The sequence below is a fragment of the Streptomyces sp. NPDC039462 genome (assembly GCF_055639375.1).
Window position 1 is genome coordinate 468142 of record NZ_JBVKAO010000001.1, and the last position, 15043, is coordinate 483184.

8 protein-coding genes are annotated in these 15043 nt (G+C 74.9%); all 8 read right to left on the reverse strand.

Annotation, left to right across the window (positions count from 1 at the left end; genetic code table 11):
* Positions 1-3 precede the first annotated feature (3 nt).
* Genes ACZ7LU_RS01880 through ACZ7LU_RS01915 form a run of 8 tightly spaced genes read right to left on the reverse strand, consistent with a single transcriptional unit; the run spans position 4 to position 14953 of the window.
* Complete coding sequence (locus tag ACZ7LU_RS01880) at positions 4-498, reverse strand: hypothetical protein (RefSeq protein ID WP_471915363.1); 495 nt, start codon at positions 496-498, stop codon at positions 4-6.
* Entirely contained in the window at positions 495-1997 is a 1503-nt protein-coding gene (locus tag ACZ7LU_RS01885) for a hypothetical protein (protein WP_471915364.1), read from the reverse strand. The genes ACZ7LU_RS01880 and ACZ7LU_RS01885 overlap by 4 nt, the downstream gene beginning before the upstream one ends.
* A 53-nt stretch (positions 1998-2050) precedes the next feature.
* Positions 2051-4321: an Hsp70 family protein gene (locus ACZ7LU_RS01890; RefSeq protein ID WP_471915365.1), complete on the reverse strand. Its 2271-nt coding sequence runs from the start codon at positions 4319-4321 to the stop codon at positions 2051-2053.
* Positions 4318-6459, reverse strand: coding sequence for an Hsp70 family protein (locus tag ACZ7LU_RS01895; protein ID WP_398305871.1), 2142 nt, complete (start codon positions 6457-6459; stop codon positions 4318-4320). Before ACZ7LU_RS01895 ends, ACZ7LU_RS01890 begins: the two co-directional genes overlap by 4 nt.
* A complete protein-coding gene (locus ACZ7LU_RS01900; RefSeq protein ID WP_471915366.1) occupies positions 6456-6887 on the reverse strand; it encodes a nucleotide exchange factor GrpE in 432 nt (143 codons plus the stop codon). Before ACZ7LU_RS01900 ends, ACZ7LU_RS01895 begins: the two co-directional genes overlap by 4 nt.
* A complete protein-coding gene (locus tag ACZ7LU_RS01905; protein WP_398305877.1) occupies positions 6880-7227 on the reverse strand; it encodes a hypothetical protein in 348 nt (115 codons plus the stop codon). The genes ACZ7LU_RS01900 and ACZ7LU_RS01905 overlap by 8 nt, the downstream gene beginning before the upstream one ends.
* Entirely contained in the window at positions 7224-13064 is a 5841-nt protein-coding gene (locus ACZ7LU_RS01910; RefSeq protein ID WP_471915367.1) for a CHAT domain-containing protein, read from the reverse strand. The genes ACZ7LU_RS01905 and ACZ7LU_RS01910 overlap by 4 nt, the downstream gene beginning before the upstream one ends.
* The gene (locus ACZ7LU_RS01915) at positions 13061-14953 is read right to left on the reverse strand and encodes a hypothetical protein (RefSeq protein WP_471915368.1); all 1893 of its coding nucleotides are present in this window, start codon (positions 14951-14953) and stop codon (positions 13061-13063) included. Before ACZ7LU_RS01915 ends, ACZ7LU_RS01910 begins: the two co-directional genes overlap by 4 nt.
* Positions 14954-15043 lie beyond the last annotated feature (90 nt).

Consider the following 15043-nt stretch of genomic DNA (forward strand, 5'->3'; position numbering starts at 1 on the left):
GGCTCAGCCGCCCGGCGCGGTGTAGAAGTAGACGCGGACCACCGCGGTCTCCGCGCGCTTGCCGAGGCTGTGATAGTCGTCCGTCGCCGTCTTCCTGGTGAACATCTCCGGACGGGCCTTGCCGAGCAGGCCGTTGACGCGGTGGGCGTAGGCCGTGCCGTTCGAACTGCCGCCGAAGGTGAGGACGAGCGCGGCCTCGCGCCCCGCCCACTTGCGGGTGTCCTTCCTGATCTGCCCGACGAGGTCGCCCTTCTTCCGGCCCGCCACCTCGAACTCCCGGGGGTGGCGGTCCACGGCACGCGGTCCCGTCGGGGTGGGGGTGGCCGAACCGCTCTTGGAGGGGCGGGGCTCGGGCCGGTCGTCTGCCTGGGGGTCGGGCCGGTCGGCCATCGACACCAGCGCGAGCACGAGCAGCAGATCGGCGAAGAGCCACCCCGCGAGCACGACGACCCCGGGCCGGCCGCCGCGCCGCGGCCGGCTCCGGCCGCCTCGGCTCACGCGGCGCCTCCGTCCTGCGGCCGGGGCGGCGGCAGGCGTGTCGTCGGGGGATCGAGGGGCGTGTCCGACGGCGGGTCCAGGGGTGGGTCGACCGGCGTGTCCAGTGGCGGGCGCAGTGGCGTGTCGACGGACGGGCTCGGCGCGGGCACCGAAGTCCCCTCGGCGGGCCAGGGGCCGGCGGCGGATGCCGCGTGGGACGGGCGGCCGCCCCCACCGTTCATGGAGCCGCCGTTGCTGCCGGAGGCCCCGTCGCCCACGCCGTGGGTCCCGTACGCCGCGTACGTCCCGTCGTAGGCCGCGCTGCCCCCGACGTACGCCCCGTCACCCCCGCCGTACGTCCCGCTCCGCGGCGACAGCGGAGGCAGTGCGCCCGCCAGCGTGCCCATGCGGGCGTCGAGGCGGGCGGCCGCGTCCTGCCAGTGGGCCGCCGCCGCGTCCCAGCGCTCCGTGGCCTCACGCATGCCGTCCACCGCGTCACCCGTGCGCCCCGTGCTCGTCACCAGGGCCTGCGAGGCCAGCTCGGTCGCCTTCGCCACCGACTCGGACTTCGCGACGAGCGACTGCTGGGCCGCGACGAGGGCCTTCAGGGACGCCTCGACCGTGTCGCCCGCCGTCTTGACGTGGTCGGCGATCCCGCGGGCCGCGAGCGCGTTGGCCCGGCCCGCCTTGGCGGTCTCCTCCGCGCCGGTGCGCAGCGTGGTGTTGATGCGGTCCGCCGCGTCGCCGAGCTTCGGCACCTCCTTCGTCAGGGACTGCGCGGCCTGCTTGAGCGCGTCGGTGGCCTGGCTGACGGAGGTCGTGGCGCCGGTGAGCGCGTTGTGGCTCCGCTCCGCCTTGTTCGTCAGCTGCTGCATCTTCAGGGCGGCCTTCGTGAGCTCCGCGGTGAACTGCTGCGGCGACGCGCTGCGGTGCGACGCGAGCAGCATCTGCGTGCGCGTGAGCACCGACGCCAGCTCCGCGAGCAGCCGGTCCTGTGTCGCCTCCTGCGCGTCCTCGGCACGCTCGGAGCGCACCCGCACGCGCGCGTGCCACACGGAGAGCCCCACGAGCAGGGCGATCAGGAGGACTGCCATCAGCGCCACGTTCTCGAAGCGCCCGAGCGACGAGAGGTGCCCGCCGAAGCCGGACTGCCACAGCTGGAGGAAGGGTCGCGTGGACTGCTCGGGGTCCTCCTTCGCGAGTTCCCCGTACGCGCGCACGGCCTCCCGGAGACCGAACCAGGTGATCAGCAGCGGTACGAAGACGAGCACACCGAGGGCCGCCTCCAGCAGGCGGTCGTGCCGCCCCGGCCGCCGGTCGGGGGAGACCCGGACGCTCTCCGGGCGTACATAGGCCTGGACGAGGTCGATCTCCGCCCACCGGTCGAGCTGGTTGCCGGAGCTCAAGTCCTGGTGCAGCACGGACAGTTCGGCCGATCGCGGCGCGAGCGCGGGCAGGACCGCCAGCCGCCGCAACTCCTTGACGACCAAGGCTTTGTCGAGCAGTTGTGCGGGCGTCAAACGGAACCCTCCCTGGCGTACGGGCCTGGCTTACGGCGTGCTTGTGGAGTGCTTCATGGGGGCGGATCGAGGGGTCTCTGCCCGAGGACGTCCCCCCTGCCGCGCCGGTTCCTGCCGTCACGGTTCAATCGCCGCAACAGCGCATCCGCTTCGGCGTGTTCAGGATCCCACGTGAGGCACTTCCCCAGGGCCTCTATCGCCTCATCCCGCGCACCGCGCCGGTCCAGTTCCACGGCGTGCCGGAAGGTGCGCTCGGCGAGCAGGCCGCGTACGCGCACGTTCGTCGGATCGTGGTTGTACGCGCAGTTGAGCCACCGCTCGGCGTCGGCGAAGTGCTCGGGCGCCATGTCCGCCATCGCGGCCGCGCAGTGCACGTCGATCATCGCGTCCAGCATGTCGGCGCCGGTCGGTCTGGTCGCCGCGTCCTGCCACGCGAGGTGCGCGGCCTGCACGGCGTGGTCGTACCGGCCGAGCGACAGGAGGGCCCGGGCGCGGGCGAGCCGGCGCCGCGAGACGTGGTCGAGGGCCGGTCCTGAGGTGGGCCCGGCGGGCGGCGACGGGGGCGGGCCGGTCGAGGGGAAGGGGTCGGTCGCGGAGAAGGGGTCGTTCCTGGTGAGCGGGGCGGTGTCGGGGGCGGGCGGCGCGGGATCGGGCGGCGGCGGTGGGGGACGCCGGTTCAGGTCGTCCAGCAACTCCCGCGCCTCCGCGATGATCTCCCGCAGCAATGCGGCCGCCTCGCCCTCCCGCCCCTGCCGAACCAACATCCGCGCCTGCCGCACATCCCGCCCGACACGCACCTCACCCACAACATCCGGACCGTGTCCGGCGCCGGGGTCGTGTCCGGCACCGGGATCACGTCGAGCACGCGGGTCGCGTCCGGCACCTGTGTCCCGTCCGGCACCTGCGTCGCGTCCGGCGCCGAGGTCGTGTCCGGCACCGGAATCACGTCCGGCACGCGGGTCGCGTCCGACACCTGCGTCCCGTCCGGCACCCGTGTCCGGTCCGGCACCCGGCTCATGTACGGCACCCCCCCGTCCGGCACCCGACTCGCGCAGGGCACCCCAACCCCGTACGTCACCCGATTCCCGTACCTCACCGGTCCTCGCCCCAGCCTCGCCCCGTGAACCCCCCGAAGCGTCGCCCCCGCGCGCACCCCCCCGTTCCTCCAGCCCCACCAGCGTCGCCGTGAGCGGCGGTGCGTCGGAGAGGGTGTCGTGGGACGAGCCGGAGGGTTCCAGCGGGCCCTCCTCCAGGGCGGCGGGGCCCGCGGACGCCGCGCCGCCCGCGAGGCGCACCGCGTGCTTCAGGGCGCCGAGCGCGAGGAGTTCGGGCGGTGCCTGCACGCTCTGCCCGCCGAGCCCCGCGACCCGTGAACGAACCTGCTCCATACGGGTGTTGCCGCCCACGAGCAGCAGCGTGTCCACGTCCGCCGACGTCATCCCCGACTGGTCGAGCAGGGCCTGCGCCCGGTCGAGGGTGCGCCCCACGTGCCGGTCCAGGTACGCGTCGAGGTCGGGCCGCGCGAACCGCACCCACAGCGCGGGCCCGGCGCCCAGATCCAGGTCGACCACGGCCGCCTCCGGGCCGCCCGGCGCGCCGAGCGCCTCCCGCGCCTCCTGCCCGCGCGCGCGAAGGCCCTGCCAGACGGCCGGGTCGACCCCGGTGACCGAGGCCGCGCCACGGTGCCTGCGCAGCAGCCGCACCGCCGACGACAGCGTCTCCGCGTCGAAGGCGCGCCCTCCCGATGTCGCCCCGCCCTCGTAGCCGAGGGAGCGGAAGTGGCCGCGGACACTGCGGATCAGGCCGAGTTCGTACCCCTCGTACCCCATGCCGTAGACCAGGCAGGTGCCGCTGTCCCGGTCCGTCATGTGGCCGATCACCGCGGCCATGGAGTCGCTGACGAGCCGCGCCGGGTCGAGGCCCGCCTCGCGCGCCGCGTCCCGCAGCGCCGCCCGCTGCGCCGAGCCGAAGCGCGCGGGCACACTGATCACCGTCTGTGCCACGCGCCCCGGCGCCGCCGCCTCCACCCGCTCCCGCACCGACCGCAGCAGGCGCACCACGACCCGGTCCGCGTCGACCGGCTTTCCCCCGACGTGCACCGGACGGCCGCTGCCCAGGTGGCTCTTGAGGCTCGGGAAGGTCACGGGCAGCTCGCCCATGTCGGTCGGCTCGCACAGCAGCCACGGCCCGTCGCCCCACTCCGCGTCGAGCCGCCGCCCCGGCCCGTTCGGCAGCGCGTGGAGCGCGCGGATGCCCGTGGCGCCGAAGTCGATGCCGAGGCTGACGGGGGCCGCCTCCCCCGCCGAGGGCCGCGCCTGTGTCATCCGCCCGCCGTCTCTTCGGCGAACCGCAGGATGCCTTCGTAGTCCGGCTTGTCGGGGAGCGTCGGCACGGCCCGCTCGGACTGGGCGACCGCGACCAGGTTCACGAGGTTGCGGGCCTGCTGGGCGGTGCCGACGCTGTTGCCCTGCCGGTGGGCCTGTTTGACGTACTCCACCGCTTCGTTGATCTGCCGGACCGTCTCCGGCGGGGCGCCCTCGGAGGCGAGTTCGGCCTGCCGGAACTGGCTGGCCAGACCGCACTGCCGGTACATGTCGTCGAGCAGCAGCTCGGTGAGGCGCTTGTACTCGCCGCTGTCGCCCATCGCGACCGCCCGCTTCGCCTGCTCGATGTCGCGGCGCACCTTCATCGCCTGCACCGGCTCGATGTAGGGCCCGTACCGCTTCAGGAAGTGGTCGGCCTCCCGCTCGGCGTAGCCCAGCTGCTCGCGCAGCACCGCGCTGTCCAGCTCCTCGACGGGCTCGGGCGGCGGGGTGCGCGGCTTCTCCCGGCTCGGCGTCGCCTCGTGGACCATGTCCGTGCCGCGCACCGAGATCTTCACCGTGATGATGCGGTCCGCCGAGTAGTTGAAGGAGACGTCCACCTGGCGGTTGACCTCGATCTCCTGCGGCAGCTCGAACTCGACGACGCCCTGCTCGTGGTTCTCGCTGGCCACCTTGCTGTCGCCCTCGTAGACCGGCACGCGGATGCGGCGGCTGTCCGTCGCGTGGAACGTCCGCCGGCGCGGCTCGGAGAGCGGATAGGGCGAGCCGGCCTCGATGATCTCGACGAACACATCGCGCTGGCTGCCCTTGATCGCGGCGATGCCCATCGCCATCGGCGTCGACTCGTACAGCCCGGTGTCGCCCTTGGAGCGCCCGTCGGCCAGGCCGCGGCCGCAGGCTCCGCAGGCCTCCGCCCCGTACTCGTTGACCTTGGCGCACTCCGGGTCCGAGCACTCGACGCCGCGCAGCGTCTCGGCGAGCACGCCCGCGCCGAAGGCGACGCACTCCATGGGGTTGATGTTCCTGCGGACCTTGTCCGCGCCGAAGAACGCCTCGACCGCCTCGTACACCGGGCGGGTGAGCGTGCCGCCGCCCACCAGCAGCACGTCCGAGATGTCGTCGGTGGAGAGTTCGTAGCGGGCCAGGGACTCCTGGACCAGATCCATGGTGCGGGCCACCAGCGGCGCGATCATCGACTGGAACTCGCCGCGCGTCAGTTTCATCTCGACGTCGAGGACGCCGTTCTCGCTGCGGTACGCCGCCGGGATCACGATGTACGCCTCGGGCATGTCGTTCAGCTCCCGTTTGGCGCGCTCGGCGGCCTTCTTCGCCTGGAACAGGAAGCCCTTGTCCCCGGCCGGGTCCACGTGGTGCTCCTCCCGCATCCACGCGATGATCCGCTCCACGATCGCCAGGTCGAAGTCGTCGCCGCCCAGCCAGATGTCCCCGGCCGCCCGCAGGACCTGGAACTGGCTGCGGCCCTCCTGGTCCTTGACCGTGTTGAGGATCGAGATGTCGAAGGTGCCGCCGCCCAGGTCGTAGACGAGCACCCGGCTGCGCGCCCCGCCCGGCTTGTGCAGGCCGAAGGCGACCGCGGCCGCCGTCGGCTCGTCGACGATCTTCTTCACCACCAGGCCCGCCTTCTCGGCGGCCTCGCGCGTGGCCGCCCGCTGCGCGTCCCGGAAGTAGGCGGGCACGGTGATCACGGCGTGCGTCACGGGCTCGCCGAGGACCCGCGAGGCGTCCCTGACCAGCTTGTCCAGGATCACGCTTGAGATCTCGGCGGGGGTGCGGGCGCGCCCGCCGAGCAGCACGTACGCCCGCGGGTCGTCGTCGGGGCCCGCCACGATGTCGTAGCTCATCCGGTCGCGCGCCCGCGCCACCGACGCGTCGGCGAAGTCCCTGCCCATCAGGCGCTTGACGGAGACGATGGTCTCCTTGGGCTGCCGCACCGCCCAGTTCAGCGCGTCCTCGCCGACCAGCGGCTGGTCCTTGCCGTCGCGGTGCATGACGCCGACCACGGACGGCGTCAGCCGCTCGCCCTTGCTGTTGGTGAGCACCGCGATGCCCGCGCGGTGCGGATCGTGGGCGGCGACCGCGCTGTTCGTGGTGCCGAGATCGATACCGATGGCCTTCATTCCCGCTCCGTCCCTTGCTCAGTGCCGCCGTCGACGGCGACCACCACCCGGGCGGCGCGCAGCACGTGCCCCCGGTACCGACATCCGCGCCGCACGATCTCCAGGACCTCGTCGGCGGCCGCGCCGGGCGGCGCGGCGCGCACCTCGACGATGTGGTGCGTGGCCGGTTCGGCCGGCTCACCCACGTGCCCGACGCGTTCGAGCCCCTCCTCCGCCAGGTCCCTCTCCAGTTGTCCGGCGATCAGCGCGAGGCTGCGGCGGTACGTCTCCACATCGCTCGCCGCGCCGTCGGCGAGGAGCCGGTCGAAGGAGTCGAGGGCGTCGGCGCAGCGCAGCAACAGCCGCTCGGTGAGCGCGCGGTGCGCGGCATCACGGGCGGCGAGGTCGCGGGCGTGCTCGTAGGCGAGCCGGGCCGTCGGGTCAGACATCGAACCGGATCAGGTCGAGCAGCTCGTCCGGGAGGCGCACCGCGTCCCGCGGCGGCGTGTCCGGTTCGGCGGCGAGCGCGCGGTCGATGTCGTCCAGGGCCAGGGGGAGTTCGGCGGCCGGGTCCACGTCGTACAGGAACAGGTCGACGAGAAGTCTGCGGCGTACGCCCCGCAGCTCGTCCCACGCCTGCTGGGTGACCGGCGTCATCAGATGCCGGGCCAGCAGCTCGAAGGAGACGTCCTGCATGTCCTTGTGGGACGTCCAGGGCGTCACGCCCGCCGGGGCGAGCACTTCATAGGGTGAGGGTCCGCCCCCGTCGGCGGAAGGGTCCTCGATCACGCGACGCTGCCTCCTTCTCCGTTGTCAAGTGGCTTGGTCTCCGGGGCGAGTTCGGCGAGCCAGCGGTGCACGGCGTCGAGCAGGGCCCGTCTGATCCGGCTGTCGGTGGGCTCCGCGCGGGTGGCGCGGATCAGGTGGTGCAGGGCCCACAGGATGTCGCCGCGGCGCAGGGCCCGCTCCGCCCGGTCGGTCAGCTCGGCCGCCCAGGACGCCAGGTCGTTGTCGTCGGGCGGCGCCTCCTGGCCGTCGCTGCGGATCAGGGCGCCCATGCCGGCGACGCCGAGGTGCCGGGTGAGCAGCTTCTCCATCTCGTCGAGGGCCTCGCCGAGCGTCTCGCGGTACCGGTGCGTCAGCGCCTGGCCGAGGCCCACGTCAAGGAGACCGAGCGCCTCGTGGAGCAGCTTCAGGCGCGCGGGCACCTCGTACGTCCGCTCGTCGAGCGTGAAGACGAAGGCCCGCGCGAGGTTGTCGCGGGCGTGGCTCGACTCCGGGTTGAGCGCGAGGGCGCGGCGCAGATCGGCCTCCGCGCCGTGCATGTCGGAGCGCATGCCGTGCTTGGTGCGGGTGTAGCCGCGCCACACGCCGCGCATGGACAGCAACGCGGAGAGTTTCGCGTGCAGTTGACTGAGCAGGTCGCGGTCGAGCGGATGCAGGACGGTGAGGGCCGACTCGACGAGCGTGACGGCCTCGTCGAGACAGCCGCCGAGCTGCACGCCGTCCTCGTCGGTGAGCGCCTCGACCCGGCCGAGCACCGTGCGGATCACGGCCTTCTTGGAGCGGGCCTGCATCCCGGCGTTGCGGGACACCTTCACCAGCTCGCCCCAGTGCGCCAACGCCTCGTCGAGCCCGCCGTCGCCGCGCGTCAGGGCCGTCCTCGCGAGGGCGAGCCGGACGTGCACGGCGAGCTCGACACCGTCCTGGAGGAGCCGGGCGTGCCGCCGCGGCAGCCGTACGTACGCGGGGTTGCGCCGCAGGAAGTCCTGGCAGTGCTCGCACTCCTCCAGGTGCGACGCCTGCGACGCGGGCCCTGCGCAGTCCTCCGGCAGGGTGGTCAGGGTGCGGAAGGCGGGCAGCGACCGCAGCGCCGCCTCGAACTTCCGCACCTCCGACAGCGTGAAGCTCGGCGCCAACTCCGAGAAGGCCCAGCGCAGTTCACGCACCGCGTACTCGCCCGGGTCCTTGCCCTGCTGGGCGGCCGCGTCGAGACCCGCGGCCAGCTCCGCGAGCGGCTCCTGGAGGCGGAGCAGCCGCAGATAGCGCGGCCCGCAGGCCAGCGTGGCGCCCGCGCCCGGCACGGACGGCAGCCCGCCCACGTCCTTGAGGACCCGCGCGCCGCCCAGCTCGGACTCCAGAAGTGCCGCCAAGGCCGGGTAGGCGTCCGCCTGTTGGGGGCGGTCCTGCTCGGTGTGGCGCTGTTCGTACGCCGACAGCTGCCCGAAGAGGTGTTGACTCAGCTCCCAGCGCAGCGACGCCATGTCGTCGTGCGTCACGTCGCGTTCGTAGGCGGCGGCACGCTCGGCGCGCCAGCCGTCCCAGTACTCGTCGTCGCTGAGCAGCGTCGCCCAGTACGCGAGCGCCGACTCCCAGGCCCGCACCGCGTGCTCCCACGCCCCGCTCTGCTCCAGCTCCTGCGCCTGCCACAGCCGGGCCGCGGCGAGCCCGTGCAGCACGGCCATGTCGCCGGGCGCCGCCGTCAGCCGCCGCTCCCACTCGGCGACGGCCGCCTCCCGGTCCCTGGCCAGCAGGAGCAGCAGCGGGGCGTCCTGCGGGGACCGCTCGCACAAGGCGTCGAGGAGGCCGGGCCCGTCGTCCGGCGAGAGCCCGGCCAGCGCGTCCCGCAGCGCGGCGGGGGAGTGCCAGCGGTAGAGCAGCGCGTCGAGCTGAAGCCGCCGCCCCGGCAGCCGCAGCCGCTCCAGGGCGACCCGCTCGTGCCACGACATGGAGCCGCGCTCCAGGAGGGCGTACGAGGCGTTCTTGACGACGTCCATGGAGGCGCCGGGGTCGACGCCCGCGTCCCGCAGCGCCAGGTACGGGAACGCCTGGTCCCGCACGGCGAACGGGTCGGCGACCAGGGGAGCGCCGGTCAGCCCGTCCGCCCAGGGCAGCAGCCCGACGAGCCGCCGCAGCCTGCGGCACCGCACGTCCGCCCGGTCCAGGGCGCCGCCCGCCCGCTCGTACGCGGCGACGGCGGCGCTCCACCGCCCCGCCGCCTCCAGCAACCTGCCCTCCGCGTACGCCAGATGGGCGTCGGCGTCCCGGTGCCCGGGGCACTGCCGGAAGGCGTCGGCGGCCCGCTGCCACTCCTGGTGCGCGTCGGCGAGGCGGCCGCGGGCGTAGGCGGCGACGGCGGGCGCGTCCCGATGGGTCCCCAGCGCGTCGGCCTCGGCGGCCACACCGGCCCAGTCCCCCTCGGCCTCGGCGGCCCGCACGCGCGCGTACCGGCTCCGCGCGGCGACGTCCACGCCCCGCACGCCCTCCCGCTCCAGCGCCGCGTACACCTCGACGACCCGCCGCCAGGCCTCGACCCCCACGGCCCCCGCCTCCTCGACGCGCACCCACACATACCGCCGCCGCACGCCGACATCGGCCCACGCGTCGTCCATCTCCCGATAGACGTCGTGGGCGTCCTGCCACCGCTCCCCGAGCTCGTGGGTACGGGCGAGGGCGTAGAGGTACAGGTGGAGGGCTTCGTGGTCGGGGGGTTCGGGGGGTTGGGGGGTGGTTGCGTGGTCGGGGGCTGCGGGGGCTGCGGGGGCTGCGGGGGCTGCGGGGGATTGGGGGGTGGCTGCGTGATTGGGGGTGCTGGGAGGTGCCGGGGCGGCTTGGTGGTCGGGGGTTCCGGGGGATGCCGGGGTGGCTTTGTGACCGGAGGATCCGGGCGATGGCGGGGCGGGTTCGTGGCCGGCTGCTCCGGGGAGCTTCGGGAGGCCGTTCGGGAAGGCCCTGGCGTGGATGGCGCACGCCGTCTCCCAGTCGTCGTTCTCCTCCGCACGCCGGCCCTCGGCCTTCCGGCGCAGGGCGCCCACCGCGCCCTCTCGCGCCGCGTCCGGCACGCCGGTGAGGAGGCTGAGCACGGCCGACCAGTCGCCGCGCAGATCGGCGGCCACGCGTGCGCGTGCGTAGAGGCGCCGGACGCCCACCTCACCGTCCGCGTAACCGTCGGGCAGCCGCCCGAACCCGTCGATGACGCCGTTCCACTCGCCCCGCGCATCGGCGGCCCGCCCACGCGAGTACAGCACCCGGTCGGGTACGTCCCCCATCTCGGACGGCAGCCCCCCGAACAGCGCGAGCGCCTCGTCCCACCGCCCCTCCGCCTGACGGAGGCGTCCCCGGGCGTAGGCGCAGAGGTCCTGCGCGTCGGCAGGGACGTGCTCCGCGGCCCCGGGGCCCCCGCACTCCGCGAAGGCCTCCGCGGCGGCCGCCCAGTCACTCGCGGCCGCCGCCGACCGGCCCCGCGCGTACTGCCACAGAGAGCGGGTGGCGCGGAAGTCGTCCGGCAGGGCGGCGAGGTGGGAGAGCGCGGCCGGCCAGTCCGCGGCGTCCACCCGGGCGAGTGCCGCCTCGTACACATGCGCGCGCAGGTCACCGAGGAACGGTTCCGCGGCACGCCACCCGTGCGCGGCCGCCGCCTCCAGGTCTGCCAGGGCCGCACCGAAGCGGCCCTGTTCCGCCGCGCCGCAGCCGCGCGCATACAGCAGCCGTACGCCGCCGTCCAGGAAGCCGTCCGAGGCCGCGAAGCTCTCGGCCGCCGCGGCCCACGAGCCAGCCAACTCGGCCGCCCTCCCCGCGGAGTAGGCCACCCACGCGCCGTGGTCGGGTCCCGCCTGCGCGAAGGCATCCCGCGCCGCGGGCCAGTCCCCGGCCTCCGCCGCCGCCCGCCCCCGCGCGTACGCCGCCCGCGGCGCCGCGTCGTCGAGCCCCGCGCACGCCGCGTACGCGGATTCGGCCGTACGCCAGTCGGCGCGCTCCTCGGCGGCCCGTCCTGTCACATAGGCGGACCACGCCGTGGCGGTGCCGTGGGCCGGGCGGAGCGCGAGGACGGCGGCGTAGCCATGGGCCGCGGCGCCCCAGTCGCCCGCCTGCCGTGCCCGCTCGGCGGCTTCGCAGGTGCGGGCGACGTGCAGCTCGTCCCGTGCCGCCGCGAGCCGCTCCGGCACGTCCCGCAGCCCGCCGGGCCGGGCGGCGAGCACCTCCTCGTACCGGCCGATGGCCGTGGTCCAGTCGCCGGCCGTCTCCGCGGCACGCGCCTCGGCGACGAGGGAGGCGAGCCGCCGCAGCCCGGCGACCTCCGCGGCGAGCGCACCCGGCACCGGCCCCGGCAACAGCTCACGCACCACGTCCAACTGAGCCTCCGCGGCCGCCGCGTCCCGCTCCCCGGCGAGCAGCGCGCACAGCTTCTCCAGCTCGGGCCAGGCCAGTTCGAAGGCGGCCTCCGCCCGCATCCGGCGCTGCTCGTCGGCGTAACTCCGCGTCGCCGTCCGCAGGATCCGCAGCACCTGCCCCCAGTGCCCGAGGTCGCGCTGGAAGCGGGCCGCGCCGATCAGGACCGTCGAGCCGACGTGGCCGACGGGGCTCTGGAAGGTCCGCAGCGCGTCCTCGCCCTCGCGCAGCGGGTCCGCCACCGCCCCTGCACCGAACTCGTCGTCCCGCACCTCGCGCGCCTTGAACAGCCAGCCCTGTCGGCACCCCTCGTGCAGGAACAGCGCGGGCGTCGCCCACTCCACCGCCGTGTGCTCCGGCTGGTGGGAGATGCGCAGCCGTGCGGCGGCCACGGCCTCGTCGACAGTCTTGTTGGTCGCGATGCCCTTCAGTAGCTCGGGGCTGAACACGCCCGCCGACACGTCGCTGACCCGCCCCCGCATCGCCACCACGGCGGGCACACCCCCGCCGATCAGGGCCTGGGCGAGCCCGGAGAAGGGTTCGAGGTGCGAACTGTCCGCGCCCGAGCAGAGGTTGAGAGCGGCGAGCCGGAGTCGTCGCGCCTTGAGCAGCATCGCGCTGAGCAGATCGGCGGGCACCCGGTCGACGCCGCCGGTCTCCGTCTCCAGGGCCACCACGCCCTGGCCGATCTCGTGGTCGTACGAACCGTGCGCGATCAGCAGCACGGCCGTGGGGAGTTCGGAGTGCGCCCCGAGCGCCGACTCCAGGCCCGCGCGCGTCGCCCGCTCCAACACCGTGGTCTGTACGGCCACTTCGGGCAGGTCCTGGCGGAGCGCGGCCACCTCGGCGGCGGCCCGCAACGGGGCGAGGCCGCGCGGCGAGGCGCAGGCGACCAGGAGCCGGATCAGGCTCGGCTCGTCCGCGGGTTCGGGCAGCCGCTGCCCCAGCGGCCCGCCCGCCAGCGAACGCACCAGGGAGTAGCCGTGGCTGAGGGCGAGCGACTGCTGGGGGCTGCCGGGCGGCGCGCAAAGCGACTCCAGGGGCAGGTCGCGCAGCTCCGGCGGCAGATCGAAGCGGAGCCGGAGTCCGCGCGCCGGACGCATCCGCTGGGCGCGGTCGAGCGCCGCGTCGACGCACGCCCCGACGTGGGCCCCGACCCCTTCGCCGGTCTCGCCCTCACCGTCCTCCTCCACCGGTCCCGCCTCGCCGAACAGCAGCCGGAAGACGCCCCGGCCGAGCGTCCGCAGCTGCGCCACGGTGTGCTGCTCGCCCATCGGCGCGAGGCCGAGCTCCGCCGAGATCAGCCGGTCCCACTGCTCGCGGAACGCCGCGGGCTCCCCGCCGACCGCGATGACCTCGGCTGCGCACGCCGGTCCGTTGGCGGTCACGAGATAGCGGGCGGCGCCGACGGGGCGGACCCGGATGCGGAGTTCCTCGTAGGTGAGCACGGCCGTCACTGCCCACTCTCGTCGGGCTGCCACATGACGTGGTCGAGGTCGGCGACGGCGGCTTCCCGCTGCTCTTCGAGGTAGGGGTCGTCCGGGAAGTACGTGAGGGCGGCGGTGAGTTGGTCGATGGCCTCGCGCAGGGTCGCCCGTGCACCCGACAGGCTGCCCGAACTCCAGCGGGCCAGGGCGAGCCCGCGCAGCACGACGCCGAGGCTGACCTGCGCCCGCAGCAGGTGCGGGTTGAAGGCGACGGAGCGGCGAAGGTCGGCCGCGGGCTGGTCGAGCAACGCCTCGTCGTCGTTGGCGACGGAGATCCCCCGATCGGCCAGTACCCGCGCCAACTGTCCTTCGAGCCGCCCCCGTTCATTGGCCCCGATCACCGAACGGGTCATGTCCAACGTGTCCACGGCGAGGGTCAGCCGCCCCGCGCGGTGTGCGTCGCGCGCGGCGCCGAGTGCCATGTCGACGATGGCGGTCTGCGTCTCGCGGTACCGGTCCAGCTCCCTGCTGTGCACCAGCGCCCGCCGCCAGTACGCGGCGGCCGCCCCGAAGTCGGGGCGGGTCTCCCTCAGTTCGGCGCGCCCCATGCTGAGCCGCGCCTCCAGGGCCAGCCCGCGCGCGTCGAGGGCAAGCCTGCGGTGCTTGTCCGGGAGCCCCGCGTACCCCGGGTTCAGCTCATCGAAGCGCACACATCCCGGCTCACACACGGCCCCCGCCCCTGGCCCGCCCCGCGCCGCCCGGCACTCGGGACACCGCAGCTCGCTGAGCGCGGCGAGCGCGTCGGCGGCCTTGTCCTGCCGCAACAGAAGCTGCGCGAACCCGAGTTCGGAGAAGGCGAAGGCGAGGGGGCCGGGGTGGGGCGGGGGTGGCGCGGTCGAGGCGGCGATGTCGGCGCCGCTCGCTGCCAGGGGCTCGGCACCTTGCACTGCGCCTCCGGCGCCGTATGCCCCGGCTCCGGCTGCGCCCCCTGTGCCGTATGCCCCGGCTCCGGCCTCGGTCCCGTGCGCTGCGACTCCTGTGCCGTAGGCTGCGGCTCCGTGCGCTGCACCCTCGGTGCCGTACGCCCCGGCCCCGGCTGCGCCCCCTGTGCCGTACGCCCCGGCCTCGGCTCCGTGCGCTGTGCCCCCTGTGCCGTGCGCTAGGGTCGCGGCGCCTTGTGTCTCAGGCCCTGCGCTCTGCACTGCGGCTGTCGCGTTCTGCGCCAGGGCCCCCGGGTGCGGCGCCGTGGCTGTCGCGTCGTGCGCCACGGCCCCCGCGCCCTGCGCCACGACCCTCGCGTCGTACGCCACGGCCCCTGCATCCTGCGCTACGTACCCCGCATCCTGCGCCACGGCCCCCGTGCCCTGCGCCGCGGCGAAGGCGCCGAACTCCGCCGATCTGCCGAGTTCCGCGATGCGCAGCGGCCCGCAGAACAGGGGCGCCCCGCCACCCCCAGCGGACGGGAAGCCGCCGACAGCCGCGAGGAGCTTCGCGGCGTCGGCCTCGCGCTGGAGCAGCGGACCGGGCGCGACGCGGGTGGCGGCGGTGTCGTCGGGCATGCGCTGTTCGAGCACCTCGCGCAACCCGGCCCGCAGGACGGGTACGAGGGAGGGCTCGACGGGGACGCCGTACCGACGGCCGGCGGCGCTCAGGACGTGCTCCCAGAACCCGGCGTCGTGCAGCAGGGCGGCCCAGGCGGCGACGCACCGCTCCCACGCGCACCCACCCTCTGACGCGGGGGAGTTGAGGAGAGCCACGGCAAGCGTGTGGGTGACCCGATGGTCGGCGGGGTCGTGCTGGACGGCGTCCCCGAGCAGCGCGACGGCGGACGCGCGCCGTCCGCTCCGCACCAGGGCGACGGCGTACAGCGGGGCGAAGGACCAGGGCCTGCGATCGATGCCCCGCGCGGCCTCGATCAACTCCCCGACCCGCCTCCACCGCCGCAGGCCCCACGCCCCATCCGCTACGGGCTCCCGCCCGCTACGCAGGCCCTCGCCCGTCTCCCTGCC